Annotated in this window: 12 protein-coding genes and 1 tRNA gene; 12 read left to right on the top strand and 1 reads right to left on the bottom strand. The window is 43.5% G+C overall.

Annotated elements, in window-relative coordinates; all coding sequences use genetic code 11:
- The first annotated feature begins 325 nt into the window (after window positions 1–325).
- The 10 genes from AS194_RS10265 (at window position 326) to AS194_RS10220 (ending at window position 14,206) form a co-directional block, all read left to right on the top strand.
- Window positions 326–401, top strand: a tRNA-Trp gene (locus tag AS194_RS10265).
- Between the two features lie 51 nt (window positions 402–452).
- Window positions 453–938, top strand: a complete 486-nt coding sequence (secE, locus tag AS194_RS10260; RefSeq protein WP_058025424.1) for a preprotein translocase subunit SecE — start codon at window positions 453–455, stop codon at window positions 936–938.
- A 71-nt stretch (window positions 939–1,009) separates the two neighbouring features.
- The gene (nusG, locus tag AS194_RS10255) at window positions 1,010–1,540 is read left to right on the top strand and encodes a transcription termination/antitermination protein NusG (protein ID WP_057761729.1); all 531 of its coding nucleotides are present in this window, start codon (window positions 1,010–1,012) and stop codon (window positions 1,538–1,540) included.
- A 90-nt stretch (window positions 1,541–1,630) separates the two neighbouring features.
- Window positions 1,631–2,062, top strand: a complete 432-nt coding sequence (rplK, locus tag AS194_RS10250) for a 50S ribosomal protein L11 (RefSeq protein WP_058025423.1) — start codon at window positions 1,631–1,633, stop codon at window positions 2,060–2,062.
- Entirely contained in the window at window positions 2,062–2,763 is a 702-nt protein-coding gene (rplA, locus tag AS194_RS10245) for a 50S ribosomal protein L1 (RefSeq protein WP_058025422.1), read from the top strand. Before rplK ends, rplA begins: the two co-directional genes overlap by 1 nt.
- Before the next feature lie 474 nt (window positions 2,764–3,237).
- Window positions 3,238–3,765: a 50S ribosomal protein L10 gene (gene rplJ / locus AS194_RS10240; RefSeq protein WP_058025421.1), complete on the top strand. Its 528-nt coding sequence runs from the start codon at window positions 3,238–3,240 to the stop codon at window positions 3,763–3,765.
- A gap of 126 nt (window positions 3,766–3,891) precedes the next feature.
- Complete coding sequence (gene rplL / locus AS194_RS10235) at window positions 3,892–4,266, top strand: 50S ribosomal protein L7/L12 (RefSeq protein WP_058025420.1); 375 nt, start codon at window positions 3,892–3,894, stop codon at window positions 4,264–4,266.
- A gap of 762 nt (window positions 4,267–5,028) precedes the next feature.
- Window positions 5,029–9,147, top strand: a complete 4,119-nt coding sequence (gene rpoB, locus AS194_RS10230; RefSeq protein ID WP_058025419.1) for a DNA-directed RNA polymerase subunit beta — start codon at window positions 5,029–5,031, stop codon at window positions 9,145–9,147.
- A gap of 151 nt (window positions 9,148–9,298) precedes the next feature.
- Entirely contained in the window at window positions 9,299–13,516 is a 4,218-nt protein-coding gene (rpoC, locus tag AS194_RS10225; protein ID WP_058025418.1) for a DNA-directed RNA polymerase subunit beta', read from the top strand.
- A gap of 165 nt (window positions 13,517–13,681) precedes the next feature.
- The gene (locus tag AS194_RS10220; RefSeq protein ID WP_058025417.1) at window positions 13,682–14,206 is read left to right on the top strand and encodes a DUF6586 family protein; all 525 of its coding nucleotides are present in this window, start codon (window positions 13,682–13,684) and stop codon (window positions 14,204–14,206) included.
- Between the two features lie 100 nt (window positions 14,207–14,306).
- Here AS194_RS10220 and AS194_RS10215 read toward each other — a convergent pair whose 3' ends face one another.
- Window positions 14,307–16,952: a penicillin-binding protein 1A gene (locus AS194_RS10215; RefSeq protein ID WP_058025416.1), complete on the bottom strand. Its 2,646-nt coding sequence runs from the start codon at window positions 16,950–16,952 to the stop codon at window positions 14,307–14,309.
- A 192-nt stretch (window positions 16,953–17,144) separates the two neighbouring features.
- On the opposite strand from AS194_RS10215, the gene pilM reads away from it, so the two are divergent.
- Both pilM and AS194_RS10205 read left to right on the top strand, forming a co-directional pair.
- Window positions 17,145–18,200, top strand: a complete 1,056-nt coding sequence (pilM, locus tag AS194_RS10210; protein ID WP_058025415.1) for a type IV pilus assembly protein PilM — start codon at window positions 17,145–17,147, stop codon at window positions 18,198–18,200.
- Window positions 18,200–18,842 (top strand): PilN domain-containing protein (locus tag AS194_RS10205; RefSeq protein WP_058025414.1); only part of this gene is annotated, 643 nt, incomplete at its 3' end. The genes pilM and AS194_RS10205, both read left to right, overlap by 1 nt.

Below are 18,842 nucleotides of genomic sequence, written 5' to 3'. Positions count from 1 at the left end.
GCCATCCTATCTAGGGTGGCTTTTTTTTGGAGGTAAATAGGGGTATTTGCAGCATTAGATCTAAGCTTTGGTAAAATGGTTCTTTTGATGGAGTGACTTTTGATACTGGCTATTTATTTATAATGCACTGTATTGTAATTTGCCGCATAGCTTGCTATATTAGCGCTGCATTTAACGTGTATGGTTAATCTAAACCATAACGAGAAAGCCTATAATTAATATAGTGACTTTTGATAGATGTAATATCAGGTAAAAATTAACAATTTTACCGCCAAAGGCTTGCATTCTATGCTAAATATTGTATAATGCTGTCCTTTACACCCATAGGCGATTGGCTCAATTGGTAGAGCATCGGTCTCCAAAACCGAGGGTTGTAGGTTCGAGTCCTACATCGCCTGCCATCTTCTTATCTCATCTTTGTTGTACCCCACCATCTCCGAAGCGAGTTCTTTATGAGCAATAATCAAGATAACCTCGAGACTAAGTTATCTGATGCCAAGGCGGTTGCTGGTGGAATGCTGTCTAAAAATAAGCACATCTCAGCGAGCGGTACTTCTGCTGTTGAAGTTGCTAAGACTGGCTCAATCAAAGATTTGATTTTGTGGCTACTTGCCGCAGCTGTATTAATCGGTGCGACTCTCGTTAATCAATACTTACCAGGATATTGGCAACCTGCCAACGATGTCTGGGTACGTATTGGTATTATTGTCGCACTTATTGTATTTGCATTAATTTGCTTGGCGCTGACGCATCAAGGCCGTGCTTTTAAAATATTATTAAGAGACGCAGGTGTTGAGCTTCGCCGAGTGACATGGCCAGGTAAAGACGAAACCTTTCAATATACATGGCAAGTGATTGTTGTGATTGCGATTGCCGGTTTCTTTATTTGGTTATTGGATAACTTTTTTAATTGGTTCGTTGGTATCTTTATCGGTTAATAGCACGTACTAGTGACTATTAGCGAGACATTTACTCATAACGACTTATTTATAATGATCAGGAGCGTGATATGCGTTGGTATATTGTCCAAGCGTTTTCAGGATATGAAAAACAAGTACAACGTTCATTAACTGATCGTATTAACCGTAGTGACTTTGCTGAGTCATTCGGTGATGTATTGGTTCCTACTGAAGAAGTCGTCGAAATGAAAGACGGCAAAAAGCGTAAGAGTGAGCGTAAGTTCTTTCCTGGATATGTATTGATCCAGATGGAAATGAACGACAATACTTGGCACATCGTAAAAGACTGTCCGCGTATTATGGGCTTCATCGGTGGTACGCCTGAGATGCCTGCACCGATTACGCAAGTAGAAGCTGATCGCATTTTAAACCGTTTGAATCAAACTGAGACTGATCCTCGTCCTAAGACGCTATTTGAGCCAGGCGAAGAGTTATTGGTTATTGATGGTCCATTCACTGACTTTAAAGGGTTGGTAGAAAAAGTGGATTATGAGAAGTCTAAACTACATCTAACGGTAAACGTATTTAATCGACCTACGCAGGTTGAGCTTGAATTTAGTAAAGTTGAAAAACTAGACTGAATTAGCAAAAAATTCATCAACCGGGGAGCTGTTAGTCAATTAGGTATATACCACGTTGATTTGGCGCTATCACCCATTTAGGAGAGTATCATGGCTAAGAAGATTGATGGTTACATCAAACTGCAAGTGCCTGCAGGCAAAGCAAACCCTTCACCACCGATTGGTCCAGCTTTGGGTCAAAAAGGCGTGAACATCATGGCGTTCTGTAAAGAATTTAACGCTGCGACCTCAGGCCAAGAGCCAGGTCTACCGATCCCGACTGAGATCACAGTATACAGCGATAAATCTTTTACCTTCATCATGAAGTCACCACCAGCTGCGTACTTATTACGTAAAGCTGCTGGCATTGCTAAAGGTTCAGGTACACCGAACACCGCTAAAGTCGGTAAAGTCGACCGTGCACAGCTAGAAGAAATCGTTAAAACTAAGAATGCAGACTTAACTGCAGCTGATCTTGACGCTGCTGTTCGTACCATCGCTGGTACTGCACGTTCAATGGGTATTACCGTGGAGGGTGTATAATGTCTAAGCTAACCAAACGTCAAAAAGAAATCCAAAGCCGTGTTGATAACGAAAAGCAGTACACTCTTGAAGAAGCTGTTCAAATCCTAAACGATTTGCCACCGCTAAAATTCAAAGAGTCTATTGATATCGCAGTAAACTTGGGCGTTGACCCACGTAAATCTGATCAAGTGGTTCGTGGTGCAACTAACCTACCTGCTGGTACTGGTAAAACCAAACGCGTTGCTGTATTTGCTCAAGGCGCTGCTGCTGAAGCCGCTAAAGAAGCTGGTGCAGACATCGTTGGTTTTGAAGACCTAGCAGAGCAAATCAAAGCCGGGAACATGGACTTTGATGTTGTGATCGCAGCTCCTGATGCTATGCGTGTTGTTGGTCAATTGGGTACGATCCTAGGCCCACGTGGCCTAATGCCTAACCCTAAAGTTGGTACGGTAACGCCAAACGTTGCTGAAGCTGTGACCAACGCGAAAGCTGGTCAAGCACAGTACCGTGTTGATAAAGCTGGTATTATCCATGCAACTATCGGCCAAGTTGGTTTCACTGCTGAGCAAATCGAGCAAAACGCGCAAGCGATTCTTTCTGATTTAAAGCGTGCTAAGCCTGCTACTTCTAAAGGTACTTTCATCAAGAAAATCACCTTGTCTAGCACGATGGGCCCTGGTCTAACGATCGACGCTGTTCCTTATCGTACTGCTAAATAATTAAAGTCTCTATTTTTGAGTACTTGAACTTCAAGTATTTTGAATGATGAGCACACACTATATTTAAAAATTAGGTCAGCGTAGTATTTGCTACGCTGTCTAAGACCGTAGGTAGAGAGTGGTTTAGCGTCATAGATAGCAATTTTCGAATGGTTAAATATGATACTGAGTCACTTTTGTTAATCGACGACAGATGAAAATCTTAGTTGTCCTACGCAGACGGTGGCCCACACAGTTTAAGACACGAGCGAATAGGGCGGTAAGGTTATTTATATAACCTTCAAACTATTACTCAACGTCATTCTGATAACGGTGCCGTAATCAGTCGTTATCAGTAGATGCTTTTTTCATTAATTGAATCCGCTGGTAATGTGTCGTATCAAGTCAGTCCCAGCTTAAAGTTTAAGCCCGCGGAAATTTCGATTTTTAGCGCTTTTATGATAAGCAGATTGATAAGATTAAAGGAGTCAACTTATGGCATTAACGCTAGAGCAAAAACAACAAGTTGTGGCTGAAGTGTCTGAAGTTGCTGCTAATGCTTACTCAGCAGTAGCTGCCGAGTATCACGGAATTGGTGTTGCACAGCTTACTAAGCTTCGCGAACAAGCTCGTGATAAAGGTGTTGTTTTGAAAGTGGTAAAAAATACCCTTGCAAAACGCGCTTTTGAAGGCACTAAGTTTGAGAGCATGTCAGACCGTATGACTGGTCCACTACTTTTGGCTTTCTCTATGGAAGATTTGGGATCTGCAGCACGAGTCGTTTTCGACTTTAGCAAAGATAACAAAGCTTTAGAGACCAAATTAGTATCAGTCGGTGGTGAAGTTTATGGTCCAGAAGAGCTAGAGCACGTATCGAAGCTACCAACTCGCGACGAAGCAATCTCTATCTTGATGGCTACTATGAATGCACCAGTGACCAAGCTTGTCCAGACTATGAATGCTGTTCCTGGCAAGTTCGTTCGCACTGTAGCGGCAATCAAAGACGCAAAAGAAGCTGCTTAATTGCTTGTTTTAACGTAACTTTGACATCGCTGGTTGTACTGTATTGCCAATTCTATTTGTATATTTGGCAAACGATCAAAGCGATATTAAAATCAATTAATTTTTATCAGATAACGGAGAGTTCTCATGGCACTATCTAAAGAAGATGTGTTAAACGCAATCGCTGAAATGTCAGTAATGGATATCGTTGAGCTAATCAGCGATATGGAAGAAAAATTCGGCGTAACTGCTGCTGTTGCTGCTGCTGCACCTGCTGCTGCTGCTGGTGGCGCTGCTGCTGCTGAAGAAAAAGACGAGTTTGACGTAGTTCTTGCTAGCTTCGGCGACAAGAAAGTTGGCGTAATTAAAGCCGTACGTGAAGCAACTGGTCTTGGCCTAAAAGAAGCGAAAGATTTGGTTGAAGGCGCTCCAGCTCCAATCAAAGAAGGCGCATCTAAAGCTGAAGCTGAAGAGTTGAAAAAGAAACTTGAAGAAGCTGGTGCAACTGTTGAACTAAAATAAGTTTAACACTGTACAGAAAAAAAGCTGGTAATGCCTTGCATTGCCAGCTTTTTTTTATTATAATTCGTAGCTTGACCTTTTGTGTCTGCCAACATACGTATGCATTAACGGTGGATACCCATCAAAAGGACAGACGATATACATGCAAGTACACATACCAGTTTTTAAAATCAGTTAATATCAGCTAAACGTCTGTAGATGTTTGGCATTTTTTTGTGTCTGCATGCTTTCCTATCAACACTATAGTTTATACTGATTCTTAAAGTTATAGTTACCCCGATTATTAATCCTGAAAAAAGCGGTATTCTGAAAAAGCTGTTGATCATAAGTTGCCTACTTAGTGTGGCATGACTGTCGATATTTAGTCTTATAGACAGTTTGTATGTGTAGGGAACATAGTTCGGTAATAAGCAGTCTAGATGGCAAGTGGTTTATATGCAATCTTAATAGACGTTATTTTCCAGCAATGTATTTGTAAATTAAGCCTCATAGGCAATGCATTATAGATTATATAATATTGAATTTTTTGGTTGCAACAGTCATATAGATTGATTCACTTACCATGAATTTAGCAAGCAACGACGAGATTAAGTGAAGTGTGCTAGGTAAGCACTGATGAGTAAAGTAGTAATTGAAAGAAAAAACATGAACTGAACACGAAAACCCGTTTTATATTATCGTTTACGTCGCTAAGTGTGCATCGTATTTATGCATACTGGCCACGCTTTTAATTTGTTTCCACGTTTACTGTAAGGACTCTCGATGGCATATTCTTATACTGAAAAAAAGCGTATTCGCAAAAGTTTTGCTGAATTGCCCACTGTAATGGACGTTCCCTATTTACTGTCTATTCAAGTAGATTCTTATGAGCAATTTTTGCAAGAGCATAAAAAGCCAAAAGCTCGTGAGAATACTGGTTTGCAAGCTGCGTATTCCTCTATTTTCCCAATTGAGAGTCACTCTGGTAACGCCGAGTTACAATTTGTTGAGTACTATTTAGGTACGCCTGAATTTGATGAGCGTGAGTGTATCTTACGTGGTTCAACGTTTGCGGCGCCGATGCGTGTCAAAATTCGCTTGATCATCAAAGATAAAGACAGCAAAGACAAAGATAGCAAAGCCGCTATCAAAGATATCCGTGAGCAAAGCGTTTACATGGGCGAGATGCCTTTGATGACTGCTAACGGTACTTTCATTATTAATGGTACTGAGCGTGTTATCGTATCTCAGCTACATCGTTCACCTGGTGTGTTCTTTGACCATGATAAAGGTAAGTCGCATTCAAGTGGTAAAGTGCTTTATAACGCGCGTATCATCCCTTACCGTGGTTCATGGTTAGACTTTGAATTTGATGCAAAAGACTTAGTCTTTGCTCGTATTGACCGTCGCCGTAAGCTATTGGCTTCTATCATTCTACGTGCACTTGGCCTGACTACATCTGAAATTTTAGATTTGTTCTTTGATAAAGTCGCTGTTTATAAAGCTGAAGAGACGTTTGAAATTGATCTAGTTGCTGATCGTCTACGTGGCGAAATGGCGCAGTTTGATATCGTATCACCTGAAGGTGACGTTATTGTAGAGCAGGGCAAACGTATTAACGCACGCCGTATCCGTCAGCTTGAAGAAGCAGGTATGACGAAAATTGCTGTGCCTGATGAATACCTATATGAGCGTATTTTAGCTGAAGACATCGTTGTTAATGATGAAATCATCGCTAAAGCGAACACGCCAATCGACCACGAGTTATTGGTGAAATTGAACTCATTTGAAGCCAGTGGTGCCATCAAAGAGTTTAGCATTTTGTTCACTAACGATATCGACCAAGGTAGTTATATTGCCGATACGCTACGTGCTGATAGCACATCAAGCCGTGAAGAAGCATTGATCGAAATCTATAAAGTCATGCGTCCAGGTGAGCCACCAACGGTTGAAACGGCTGAGAAACTGTTTGAGAGCATGTTCTTCAACGCCGATCGTTATGACCTATCTAACGTCGGCCGTATGAAGTTCAACCGTCGTCTTGGTCTGCCATTTGAAAACACCGATGATCCAGACGTACAGCGCGAACGCAGTGTATTAACCAACGATGATATCGTTAATGTTCTAAAAGAACTTATCGAAATTCGTAACGGTCGCGGCGATGTCGATGATATTGACCATCTAGGTAACCGTCGTATTCGTTCAGTGGGCGAGATGGCAGAAAACCAATTCCGTGTTGGTCTAGTACGTGTTGAGCGTGCTGTAAAAGAGCGTTTAAGCTCAGCAGAATCAGACAATCTGTCACCACAAGATTTGATTAACTCTAAGCCAGTAGCGGCTGCAGTTAAAGAATTCTTTGGTTCAAGCCAGTTGTCACAGTTTATGGATCAGAACAACCCGTTGTCTGAAGTTACCCATAAGCGCCGTGTATCAGCGTTAGGACCTGGTGGTCTAACTCGTGAACGCGCAGGCTTTGAAGTACGTGACGTACATGATACGCATTATGGCCGTGTATGTCCTATTGAGACTCCTGAAGGTCCAAACATTGGTCTGATCAACTCACTAGCGACATTTGCTAAAACCAACAGCTTTGGTTTCTTAGAAACGCCATATCGCCGTGTGGTTGATGGTAAAGTGACTGACGTTATTGAGTATTTATCAGCAATCGAAGAAGTCGGTACTGTGATTGCACAGGCTGATTCTCCGATGACTGAAGATGGCGCGTTATCTGACGAGATGGTCAGTGTACGTAGCTATGGTGAATTTGTTCGTATGCCGCCAGAAAAAGTGACGCATATGGATGTCTCACCAAGTCAGGTCGTATCGGTTGCAGCAGGTCTGATTCCGTTCCTAGAGCATGATGATGCTAACCGTGCCTTGATGGGCTCGAACATGCAGCGTCAGGCTGTGCCGACCCTACGTGCTGATAAGCCGTTAGTAGGTACTGGCATGGAGCGTCACGTTGCTCGTGACTCTGGTGTTTGTGTGATCGCTAAGCGTGGCGGTGTGATTGAAGATGTTGATGCATCACGTATCGTGGTTCGTGTCAACGAAGACGAGATGGTTGCTGGTGAAGCGGGTATTGATATCTATAACTTGATCAAATACACGCGCTCTAACCAAAACACTTGTATCAACCAACGTATCATCGTTAACCAAGGTGACGAGATTGCTTTGGGTGATATCTTGGCTGATGGTCCATCAACGGATCTTGGTGAGCTAGCACTTGGTCAGAACATCCGCATCGCATTTATGCCGTGGAATGGTTACAACTTTGAAGATTCAATCTTGCTATCTGAAAAAGTCGTAAAAGAAGATCGTTTCACTACGATTCATATCCAAGAATTGACTTGTGTGGCTCGTGATACCAAACTAGGTACAGAAGAGATCACTGCTGATATTCCAAACGTTGGTGAAGCAGCACTATCAAGTCTTGATGAAGCAGGTATCGTCTATATCGGTGCTGAAGTTGATGCTGGTGATATTCTAGTTGGTAAAGTGACGCCAAAAGGTGAAACTCAGCTAACGCCAGAAGAGAAACTACTACGGGCTATCTTTGGCGAAAAAGCGGCTGATGTGAAAGACACTTCACTACGCGTACCAACTTCAAGTAAAGGTACGGTTATTGATGTACAAGTCTTCACCCGTGATGGCGTTGAAAAAGACGCACGCGCAAGAGCGATTGAAAAATCGCAGCTTGACAGCTATCGCAAAGATTTGAAAGAAGAGCTACGTATTTTTGAAGAAGCAGCACGTGGCCGTATTAGTAATCTATTAGATGGCCAAAAAGTCAGCGGCGGGGCTGGTCTAAAAGCGGGTACGGTAATGGCTTTGGCTGACATGAAAGACATGAGCCTTGAGACATTGCTTGATATCCAACCAGTAGAAGAAGAAATCTCTGAGCGTTTGACCCAGATTTCTGATTACTTGGTTGATAAGCAAAAAGATATCGATGTGAAATTTGCTGAGAAAAAACGCAAATTGACTGCTGGTGATGACCTGCAACATGGCGTACAAAAAATCGTTAAAGTATATCTAGCGGTTAAGCGTCGTATTCAGCCTGGTGATAAGATGGCTGGTCGTCATGGTAACAAAGGTGTTGTATCGCGCATCATGCCAGTTGAAGACATGCCTTATGATGAAAATGGTAATACCGTTGACATCGTATTGAACCCACTTGGTGTACCATCTCGTATGAACATCGGTCAGGTTCTAGAGACGCATTTGGGTATGGCAGCGAAAGGGTTGGGCGAAAAGATTGACGGTATGCTCAAATCTCAAGCAGCAATCAAAGAGCTACGTGACTTCTTGGACAAAATCTATAACCAAGTAGGCGGTGAGCAAGTTGATCTTGATAGCTTGAGTGATGATGACATCATGGCGCTAGCAGACAACTTACGTGGCGGTGTACCGATGGGCACAGCAGTATTTGACGGCGCAAGAGAAAGCCAAGTTAAAGACTTATTAGAGCTTGCTGGTATGGATCGCGATGGTCAACAGACATTGTATGATGGTCGTACTGGTCAGAAGTTTGACCGTAAAGTGACCGTTGGCTATATGTACATGCTCAAACTTAACCATTTGGTTGATGACAAAATGCATGCGCGTTCAACGGGTTCTTATTCTCTAGTGACGCAGCAGCCACTCGGCGGTAAAGCGCAGTTTGGTGGTCAGCGCTTCGGTGAGATGGAAGTATGGGCACTAGAAGCATACGGCGCGACTTACACCTTGCAAGAAATGCTAACGGTGAAGTCGGATGACGTTGAAGGCCGTACTCGTATGTACAAAAACATCGTTGATGGTGAGCAGTATATGGATCCAGGCATGCCTGAGTCGTTCAACGTACTGACCAAAGAAATCAAATCACTGGGTATTAATATTGAGTTAAAACAAAGCAACTAGCCCGTTGTTTAACTTAGTTGTCCACTAAAGGCAGTCTGCTTTATTGCTGCTGCTTTTAGTGATTTGTCTCAACCCTATTCATTGCCTTCATTCATCTTATCTGCGTCAATGGTACGCTGTCAGATGATTATAAAGATAACGGAGAAGCAACTTGAAAGATTTACTCGATATCATGCAAAGCCCTACCGGCAACGGTAATACAGAGTTTGATAGCATTCAAATTACTCTAGCCTCACCTGACGTCATCAAGTCATGGTCGCACGGCGAAGTAAAAAAACCTGAAACCATCAACTATCGCACGTTCAAACCTGAGCGTGATGGTCTTTTTTGTGCCAAAATCTTTGGCCCAGTAAAAGATTTTGAATGTCTATGTGGTAAATATAAGCGCCGTAAGTTCCAAGGCGTTATCTGCGAAAAATGTGGTGTTGAAGTCACCACTGCGAAAGTCCGTCGTGACCGCATGGGTCATATCGACCTAGCCAGTCCTGTGGCGCACATTTGGTTCCTAAAATCACTACCAAGCCGCATCGGTCTATTGCTAGACATGACATTGCGCGATATTGAGCGCGTCCTATATTTTGAAAGCTACATCGTGACTGAGCCTGGTCTGACTTCTTTAGAGAAGTATCAGTTGCTTGATGATGAAGATTATTACAAAGCACTTGAAGAGTTTGGCGACGAGTTCACTGCCAAGATGGGTGCGGAAGCTGTCCAAGACCTATTGAAAGATATCGATATGGATCTTGAGATTGATGAGCTGCGTGAAGCGATTCCACAAACAGGTTCTGAGACCAAGCTTAAGAAGATGTCTAAGCGTCTTAAATTATTAGAAGCATTCCGTGACTCTAATAACAAGCCTGAGTGGATGGTAATGAATATTTTACCAGTTCTACCACCAGATTTACGTCCGCTAGTACCGCTAGAAGGTGGCCGTTTTGCGACATCTGATCTTAACGATTTGTATCGCCGTGTCATCAACCGTAATAATCGTTTGAAGCGTCTATTGGAGCTTAGCGCCCCTGATATCATTGTGCGTAACGAAAAGCGTATGCTACAAGAGTCAGTGGATGCGTTGCTTGATAACGGTCGTCGCGGTCGTGCCATCACTGGCAGTAACAAGCGTCCATTGAAATCTTTGGCTGATATGATCAAAGGTAAGCAAGGTCGTTTCCGTCAGAACTTGCTTGGTAAGCGTGTCGATTACTCTGGTCGTTCGGTTATCGTTGTAGGCCCAACACTACGTTTACATCAGTGTGGTCTACCGAAGAAAATGGCTCTAGAATTATTCAAGCCATTTACTTATAACAAACTATTGTCTCACGGTTTAGCGACTACGATTAAAGCTGCCAAAAAGATGGTAGAGCGTGAAGAGCCACAAGTGTGGGATATGCTGGCCATGGTCATCCGTGAGCATCCAGTACTTCTCAACCGTGCGCCAACACTTCACCGTTTGGGTTTACAGGCATTTGAGCCAGTATTGATCGAAGGTAAAGCCATCCAGTTGCATCCGCTTGTTTGTACTGCATTCAACGCCGATTTCGATGGTGACCAAATGGCCGTTCACGTGCCATTGACCCTAGAAGCACAGCTTGAATCACGCGCCTTGATGATGTCTACTAACAACATCTTGTCACCTGCGAACGGTGATCCAATCATCGTACCCTCACAGGACGTTGTACTTGGTCTATATTACATCAGTCGCTCGTCGATCAATGCCAAAGGCGAAGGCATGATATTTTCGACCGTCAACGAAGCTTTGCGTGCAATTGGTTCAAATGATTTGCACGTAAACGCGAAGATCAAAGTGCGTGTCACTGAGACGCAAATTGACGAAGACGGTAACGAGACCAAAGAAACCAGTATCAAAGATACGGTTGCTGGTCGTCTACTTATCTGGAACATCATGCCTAAAGGTATGACGTTTGATGAGTGTAACCAAGAGATGACGAAGAAAAATATCTCTCGTTTGATCAACTCTTGCTACCGTAAAGTCGGCGTCAAAGAAAGCGTTATGTTTGCTGACCAATTGATGTATCTTGGTTTTGCTCAGGCAACGCTATCTGGTGTGTCTATTGGTATTGATGATATGGTCATTCCACCACTGAAAAAGCAAATCATTGAAGTGGCAGAAGGCGAAGTTCGCGAAATCGAAGATCAATTTGAGCAAGGCTTTGTGACCGCTGGTGAGCGCTATAACAAAGTCGTTGATATCTGGTCACGTACCAATGACAAAGTCGCTAAGGCGATGATGGATAACTTGGCAACAGATAAAGTTATCAACGCCCAAGGCGAAGAAGACGAGCAGAAGTCATTCAACTCGATCTTTATCATGTCGGATTCTGGCGCTCGTGGTAGTGCGGCACAGATTCGTCAGTTGGCCGGTATGCGTGGTTTGATGGCGAAACCAGATGGCTCAATCATTGAGACACCAATTAAAGCTAACTTCCGTGAAGGTTTGACCGTACTACAGTACTTCATCTCAACGCACGGTGCACGTAAAGGTCTAGCGGATACAGCACTAAAAACAGCTAACTCAGGTTACCTAACTCGTCGCCTAGTTGATGTGGCGCAAGATTTGGTGATCACGAGTGATGATTGTGGTACTGAAGAAGGCCTACTCATGAAGCCACATATCCAAGGTGGTGAAATCATTGAGAAATTAGGCGAGCTAGTACTTGGTCGTGTAACTGCACGTGATGTGACGTATAACGATGATGCTGATAAAGTATTGGTTCCAGCCGGTACTTTGATTGATGAGTATTGGGTTAACGTCCTTGACAGCAACGCGATCGATGATATCTGGGTACGCTCAGTTATTACTTGTGATGTTGAGCATGGTGTTTGTTCACAGTGTTATGGTCGTGACCTTGCACGTGGTCATAAAGTGAACATCGGTGAGTCAGTTGGTGTTATGGCCGCTCAGTCTATCGGTGAGCCAGGTACTCAGTTGACCATGCGTACGTTCCACGTGGGCGGGGCCGCGAGTTCAGCATCTGTGGACAACAGCATCTCTGTACGTAATGCTGGTCAAGCGCATTTTGAAAACATGAAAACGGTACAGCATACTGACGGTCACTTAGTCATCGTATCGCGTTCAGCTGAAATCGCGTTGACTGATGAGCTTGGCCGTGAGCGTGAGCGCTATAAAGTACCGTACGGTTCAAGCGTTCTTGTGAAAGACGAAGAGCAGGTTGAAAGCGGTCAAACCATCGCTAAATGGGATCCGCATACCCATCCAATTATCACAGAATTTGCTGGTACAGCACGTTTCAGTGATATCGTTGATGGTTCAACGGCGACCGTTAAGGTTGATGATGCCACTGGTATGAGCTCGTTTGAGATTCTAGCGACTCGTGACCGTTCAAGTTCAGCAAAAGACTTACGTCCTGCTATTATCTTGAACACTGACGAAGGCAAAGAAGTGGTTTACTTCTTACCAGCTGAAACGATCATTCGCGTGAGCGATGGTGAAAAAGTAGCAGCAGGTTCGATTCTAGGCCGTGTCCCACAAGCATCTTCTGGTACAAAAGATATTACCGGTGGTCTACCACGTGTTGCTGATCTATTTGAAGCACGTCGTCCAAAAGATCACGCCATCATGGCAGAAATGACTGGTGTCGTAAGCTTTGGTAAAGAGACCAAAGGTAAGAACCGCTTCATTATTACCAATGAAGATGGCGAAGTACATGAAGAGCTGATTCCAAAATGGCGTCAAATCAACGTCTTTGAAAACGAGACGGTAGCACGTGGTGAGATTATTGCAGATGGTCCACAAAATCCACATGATATCTTGCGTTTGAAAGGCCAGACGGCACTTGCTGATTATATCGTCAACGAAGTACAGGACGTTTATCGCTTGCAGGGTGTAAAAATCAACGACAAGCACATCGAAGTTATTATTCGTCAAATGTTGCGTAAAGTTGAAATCACTGACGGCGGCGATTCAAGCCACTTCAAAGGTGATCAGGTCGAGTATGCAGATATCAAAGCGTTGAATGCGAAACTAGAAGCGGAAGACAAATTCCCAGTACAGTTTGAGCGTCAATTATTAGGTATCACTAAGGCAAGTCTTGCAACTGAAAGCTTTATCTCAGCGGCGTCTTTCCAAGAAACAACCCGTGTACTAACGGCGGCGGCTGTGACTGGTAAAGTGGATGAGCTACGTGGTCTGAAAGAAAACGTGGTGGTTGGTCGCTTGATTCCTGCAGGTACGGGTCTTGCTTATCACAAGGCACGCAAAGAGACAGCGGATCAGAAGCTACAAGACAGTGATCTAAATGCAGCGTTTGATATGACTGCAAGCACTGACAGCAAAGACTTTGCAAGCTTTGATGAGGCCTTTGCTCAAGAGTTAAATCAAAATAATTAATCGTATTGAGTATTTTGTTTCATTCCCAATTTAAGAAAAAGCCAGCCTAAGTCGCTGGCTTTTTTGTGTGTATAAAAATTGAGAAAGGCATGGTGCTATTATCTAAAAAAATAGTACACTGGAAAACAAGCCTCAATTTACTATCTATAGAAGGATAAGTCGCACATGGCAGGTAAAACTCGCGTTGCCAAATATCAAGCAGATCGTACCAATCAAAAACTGTATTTCTGCCGTCTCTCTTGTCAAGCAGCAGGCAGCACCAATGATAAGCAGTTATATCAGGCTCATTGTGAAACGGCTATTTTTCACTTATACGGGGCATTGTTGGCATTTATTCAAGAGTTGGGCCATTTTTATAGTCTAAACATGACCGCACCAACTTTGTCAGATATTGAGCAAGCACTAGGCGAGCGCACGCAGGTATCTCCTGAGATTCAGCGCTTGCAGCAATTGCAGCAGCAAGGCTTTATTGCAAATATAGAGCGCGCTTATGAGCGTTGCCTCTATGCGGTACCACCAGATACGGTGGTGGATGAAAAACCAAGTAGCGATTTAGCCGCGCCCGACCTTATTGTGAATGTCGTTACTTTGTCAAATCAATGGTTACCTGATGAGGCAACGATAAGAGAATGGCGTAATCAGCTTTTAGAGCTGATCGAGCAACTACGTGCAGGGATGGTTGAGTTTTAGCAGGATGAGTCTATTCGAAATATAATATCTACAAAAAAGGCTTATTCAGTGATGACTGAACAAGCCTTTTATTATATCGGTAGCTAGAGATACCAGTAGATTACTCTGGCATCGGGGGCATACGCTGGACCGGCGTGACCGATAAAGGGTTTTGCGGCACGCTATCGTTACTACGGCTATTGTTTGCTTGAGCTGCTGAGTTGCTAGTATCTGCAGTTGGTTCAGGTAGGGTCGGCTTACGCTGCTGAATTTGAGTTTTGACCGGTTTTGCTGGTGCGCTATTGTCAGAGATGTCGTCATCATCAGTTATAATACCATCATCGGTCATTTCTATAATTTGCTGTTGCTGCTTTTTAGATTTTGAGCGGTTATTGATAGACACCCATTGGTTTGGTGTGTTTTTGAGCTGAGCTTTCATAAAGTCCATCCAGACGGGCAGGGCAGCCACACCACCATACTCTCGACGACCCATAGATGTTGGCTGATCAAACCCCATCCATACAACCGTTGCATTGGTAGGATGAAACCCTGCAAACCAAGCGTCTTTGGCTTCGTTGGTTGTACCGGTTTTGCCGCCAATATCATCACGGCCTAAGGCTTTTGCTCGTACTGCAGTACCACGTTGCACCACATCACGTAAAATATCTGCCATTTCAAATGCTACTCTAGGCTTTAATATTCTTGGTGCTTGTTTGGCTGCTATGTATTGTATGACAGGTGCTTTTAGGCGATCTGATTGTGGACCAGCGTCATAGACAGTAAGGTCGATTGCTTCATCCGTGTCTTCTATATTTTCACTATTTTCTAGCTCTGTGCTCTCGGTAGCCAATTCTTCAGTAGTACTGTTTTCGTCTTCTAATGATTTGTTATATTCTTCTATCAGGTTTTTATTAACCGCTTCAAGTTGCTCATTAAAGCATAAGGCGCAAGCCTGAAGTGGATTGGCCTGAAATAATAACTCATTTTTATAGTTATAAATTTGCTCAATAAAGTAAGGTTGTACGCGGTGACCACCATTGGCAAAGGTTGAATACGCCGTTGCCATTTGCAATGGGGTTGCTTGTCCTGCCCCTAGAGCCAACGATAAAGTTGTTGGTAGTTTTTCTTTGTCTAGGCCGAACTCATCTAAGAGGTTGCGCGCATCAGAGATACCAATGGCTTGTAGGAGACGGATAGAAACCAAGTTGCGAGATAAATACAAACCACGACGTAAGGTAATGTCACCTAAGAAACGTTCATCAGAGTTTTTAGGTTTCCAGTCGCCTACTTGAATAGGGCGATCTGAAACAATACTGTCTGGATGATAGCCTTTTTCCAAAGCGGCGGTATAGACTAATGGTTTGATGGTTGAGCCAGGTTGGCGCCATCCTTGTAAAGCTCGGTTGAACTTACTATGTTTGAAATCAAAACCGCCTACTAATGCATTAACCGCGCCGGTTTCTGGATTTAATGAAACCAGACTACCTTGTATTTTGGGTATCTGCCCTAGTTGCCAATTACCATTTGCGGTAGGTATCACGCGGACAATATCGTTTTTGCTCACTATTTGGCTAGCATTATTAGGGTAGTAACCGATACGATTGGCAGAGATGTATTTGCGTGCCCAGCTCATGCCAGACCAATTGACCGTTACACTTTCACCAGACTGTAATATCGCTTCAAAACTACGAGAGTTGACCTTGGTGACTTTGGCAGGAGACATATTGCTATAGTGTTGAAAGTTTTCGAGAGGCTCGTCATTTGCCTCTGCGCCGCGCCAACCATGACGATGCTCGTAAGCAATCAGACCAGTTAATATGGCAGCCTCTGCCGCCGTTTGTGCCTTGCTATCGACCGTGAGACGAACGCGCCAACCACTGTGCATGACTTGCTCACCATAGCGTTCAACTAAGGTCGCACGTGTCATTTCTGCCAAATAGGGCATATTAACGTCGAGTTTTTCTTGATATAGTTTGATGCCCACGGGGGAGTTAACGGCCTCATCATACTGAGCTTGAGTAATATAGCCAAGCTCATGCATACGGCCAATGATCCAGTTACGCCGAGTCAACGCGCGGCTAGGATTGGCAACAGGATTATATTTAGAAGGGGCTTTTGGTAAACCGGCAAGCATTGCCATTTCAGCAATAGTGAGGTTATCTAGCGATTTACTGTAGTATTTTTTGGCAGCGGCGCGGATACCATAAGCGCCTTCGCCCAAATAAATCTTATTGACATATAAAGTCAAAATATCATTTTTACTCAGCTCGTCTTCGATTTTACGTGCTAAAAATAATTCCGTCAGTTTGCGGTTTAGAGTACGCTCAGGGCTCAAAAAATAATTTTTGGCGACCTGCATTGTAATCGTTGAGCCACCAGTCTGACTGTCATCATCAGTCACCACTTCAGTGACCGCGCGTCCAAGACCTTTAATACTGATGCCACTATGCTGAAAGAAAGAAGCATCTTCTGCCGCTAAAAAAGCGTGAGTCAAATCTTCAGGAATTTCATCAAATGTGACCGGTAACGATAAACGATTGCCGTATTGGCCAATTAATTTGTCATCGCTACTATAAATCTGCAATGGCATTTCTAAATTGGCAGTTTTTATCTCTTGAATACTTGGCAAAGTTGGCGATAAATACATCGCCATCCCATAAAAACCAATAGGTACAGCAAGCGCTAAGATAACTGCCAATGCTAGGCAAGCGACGAAAAGTCCCACCAAGAAATGAATGAGACGAGCGGTAGCATTTTTTTTGGCCATAATAAGACTTATTCATTAGAATTTGTAGCGGATAAGGTATTATACCTTGAACAAAATCAACAGGTCATAATAAATGTGTAAGTAGGCCTTAATATATTTCTAAACGCTTGAATCTATCAATTAAGTAAAGTATTGTATTCAATTATTACAAATAACTATCAGATTGTACACTTAATATAAGGTATAGAGTTTGTGAGGCTATTTACTTCAAAAAGTCGACATTTGATTGGTGTGGATATTTGTGCCACTTCAGTAAAAATAGTGGACATACAGCGTCAACAAGGCATGTTCCACCTAAAATCCTACGGTATTGAGAGACTACCGGAAGGTGTAGTCGTCGACAAACTCCTAGTTGATACAGAGGCGGTTGGCAACATTATAACGAGTCTAGCAAGACGTTGCCAAGTTGCGGGCAGTAATGCTGCAACCGCCGTATCAGGATCTGCCGTCATCACCAAAATTATTGATATGGATATGATGCTAAGCGATGTTGAGCGTGAAGCACAAATACGTTTGGATGCTGATCAATATGTGCCTTATCCATTAGAAGATGTCAATTTAGATTTTGAGGTGCTAGGTCCATCTTTAGTGAGTGAGGATATGGTACAAGTACTGCTTGCGGCCTCTCGCTCAGAAAACGTTGATCAGCGTGTTGATGCGTTGGCCTTTGGTGGTATGCAAACCAAGGTTATGGATATCGAGTCACATGCAATAGAGCGCGCTTTTGGACTGATGGCAGACAATCTGCCAAATATGCCAGAACTGGTCGCTTTGGTTGATATCGGCCATAATCAAACCACTTTATATATCGCAAAGAATGGTGAGTTTATTTATAGTCGCGAGCAATTGTTTGGCGGTGTTCAGTTAACAGAAGCGATTCAAAACCGGTATGGGTTGTCAGCTGAAGAGGCAACGCTGAGCAAACGTGAGCGCACATTGCCTGATGACTACTATCCTGAAGTTTTGACCCCTTTTATAGAAAATACCATTCAGCAAATCACTCGTTCCTTACAATTTTACTTCTCCTCAAGTCAGTATAGTAGTATTGACCACGTGGTACTTGCGGGTGGTAGTAGCTCCATTGCAGGTCTTGCTGGGATGGCACAACAAAAACTCGGTGTAAGCGTTAGTGTTGCCAATCCGTTTACCAATATGACCATTGCGCCTAATATTGATAATGAGCAATTGACCATTGACGCGCCAGGATTAATGGCTGCATGCGGTCTTGCGTTAAGGAGCTTTGACTAATGGCTCGTATTAACCTTTTACCTTGGCGACAAGAGGAGCGCGAGCGTCGTAACAAAGAGTTTATGACTCTGATCGTTGCGGTGACTTTGCTCACCTTATTAGCGGCCTTTGCTTCATGGAGCTATTTTAACAATGAGCTTGATGAACAGCTTGATGCTAATGCTTTGATTGAACAAGAAAATGCACGCTTAGACACCGCATTGACTGAGATTGACAGTTTAGAGCAGCGCCGTGAAGATATTATCTCACGTATGCAGGTCATTCAAGACTTGCAAGGTCGGCGTCCTGTACCAGTACGTTTGTGGGATGATCTGGCAAGAGCGATTCCACCAGCGCTTTATCTAACCAATCTCAAACGCGAAGGCGATGTATTAACGTTGACTGGTCTGGCTGATAACCCAAATATTGTGTCAAGTTTGATTCGCAACCTTGACAGCAGTAAATGGATGGGTAATTCAGCAGTTAGCAATATTCAACAGAATATTAGCGCTTATGAAGCGGCCCCTGTACTGAATAATACCGTCACTACGGCTGGTGAGACACCGCGTCCAGTCTATCCTGAAGACAGTTATGTACAGTTCGTAGTGACGACTAAAGTACAATCAGAGACGCCTGTCCCTGCGGAAGATGGTGTGGGAGGGG

This window comes from Psychrobacter piscatorii (assembly GCF_001444505.1).
In the GTDB taxonomy this organism is placed as follows: Bacteria; Pseudomonadota; Gammaproteobacteria; order Pseudomonadales; family Moraxellaceae; genus Psychrobacter; species Psychrobacter piscatorii_B.
The sequence above is the reverse complement of the archived record's forward strand: the minus strand, read 5'-3'. Positions and strand labels throughout refer to the sequence as shown.

What these genes read in the sequence shown, in the direction of transcription:
- rplA (WP_058025422.1), top strand. Translation starts at nt 2,062, where the DNA reads ATGTCTAAGCTAACCAAACGTCAAAAAGAAATCCAAAGCCGTGTTGAT.
- AS194_RS10220 (WP_058025417.1), top strand. Translation starts at nt 13,682, where the DNA reads ATGGCAGGTAAAACTCGCGTTGCCAAATATCAAGCAGATCGTACCAAT.
- rplK (WP_058025423.1), top strand. Translation starts at nt 1,631, where the DNA reads ATGGCTAAGAAGATTGATGGTTACATCAAACTGCAAGTGCCTGCAGGC.
- AS194_RS10215 (WP_058025416.1), bottom strand. Translation starts at nt 16,952, where the DNA reads ATGGCCAAAAAAAATGCTACCGCTCGTCTCATTCATTTCTTGGTGGGA.
- rplL (WP_058025420.1), top strand. Translation starts at nt 3,892, where the DNA reads ATGGCACTATCTAAAGAAGATGTGTTAAACGCAATCGCTGAAATGTCA.
- rpoB (WP_058025419.1), top strand. Translation starts at nt 5,029, where the DNA reads ATGGCATATTCTTATACTGAAAAAAAGCGTATTCGCAAAAGTTTTGCT.
- nusG (WP_057761729.1), top strand. Translation starts at nt 1,010, where the DNA reads ATGCGTTGGTATATTGTCCAAGCGTTTTCAGGATATGAAAAACAAGTA.
- secE (WP_058025424.1), top strand. Translation starts at nt 453, where the DNA reads ATGAGCAATAATCAAGATAACCTCGAGACTAAGTTATCTGATGCCAAG.
- rplJ (WP_058025421.1), top strand. Translation starts at nt 3,238, where the DNA reads ATGGCATTAACGCTAGAGCAAAAACAACAAGTTGTGGCTGAAGTGTCT.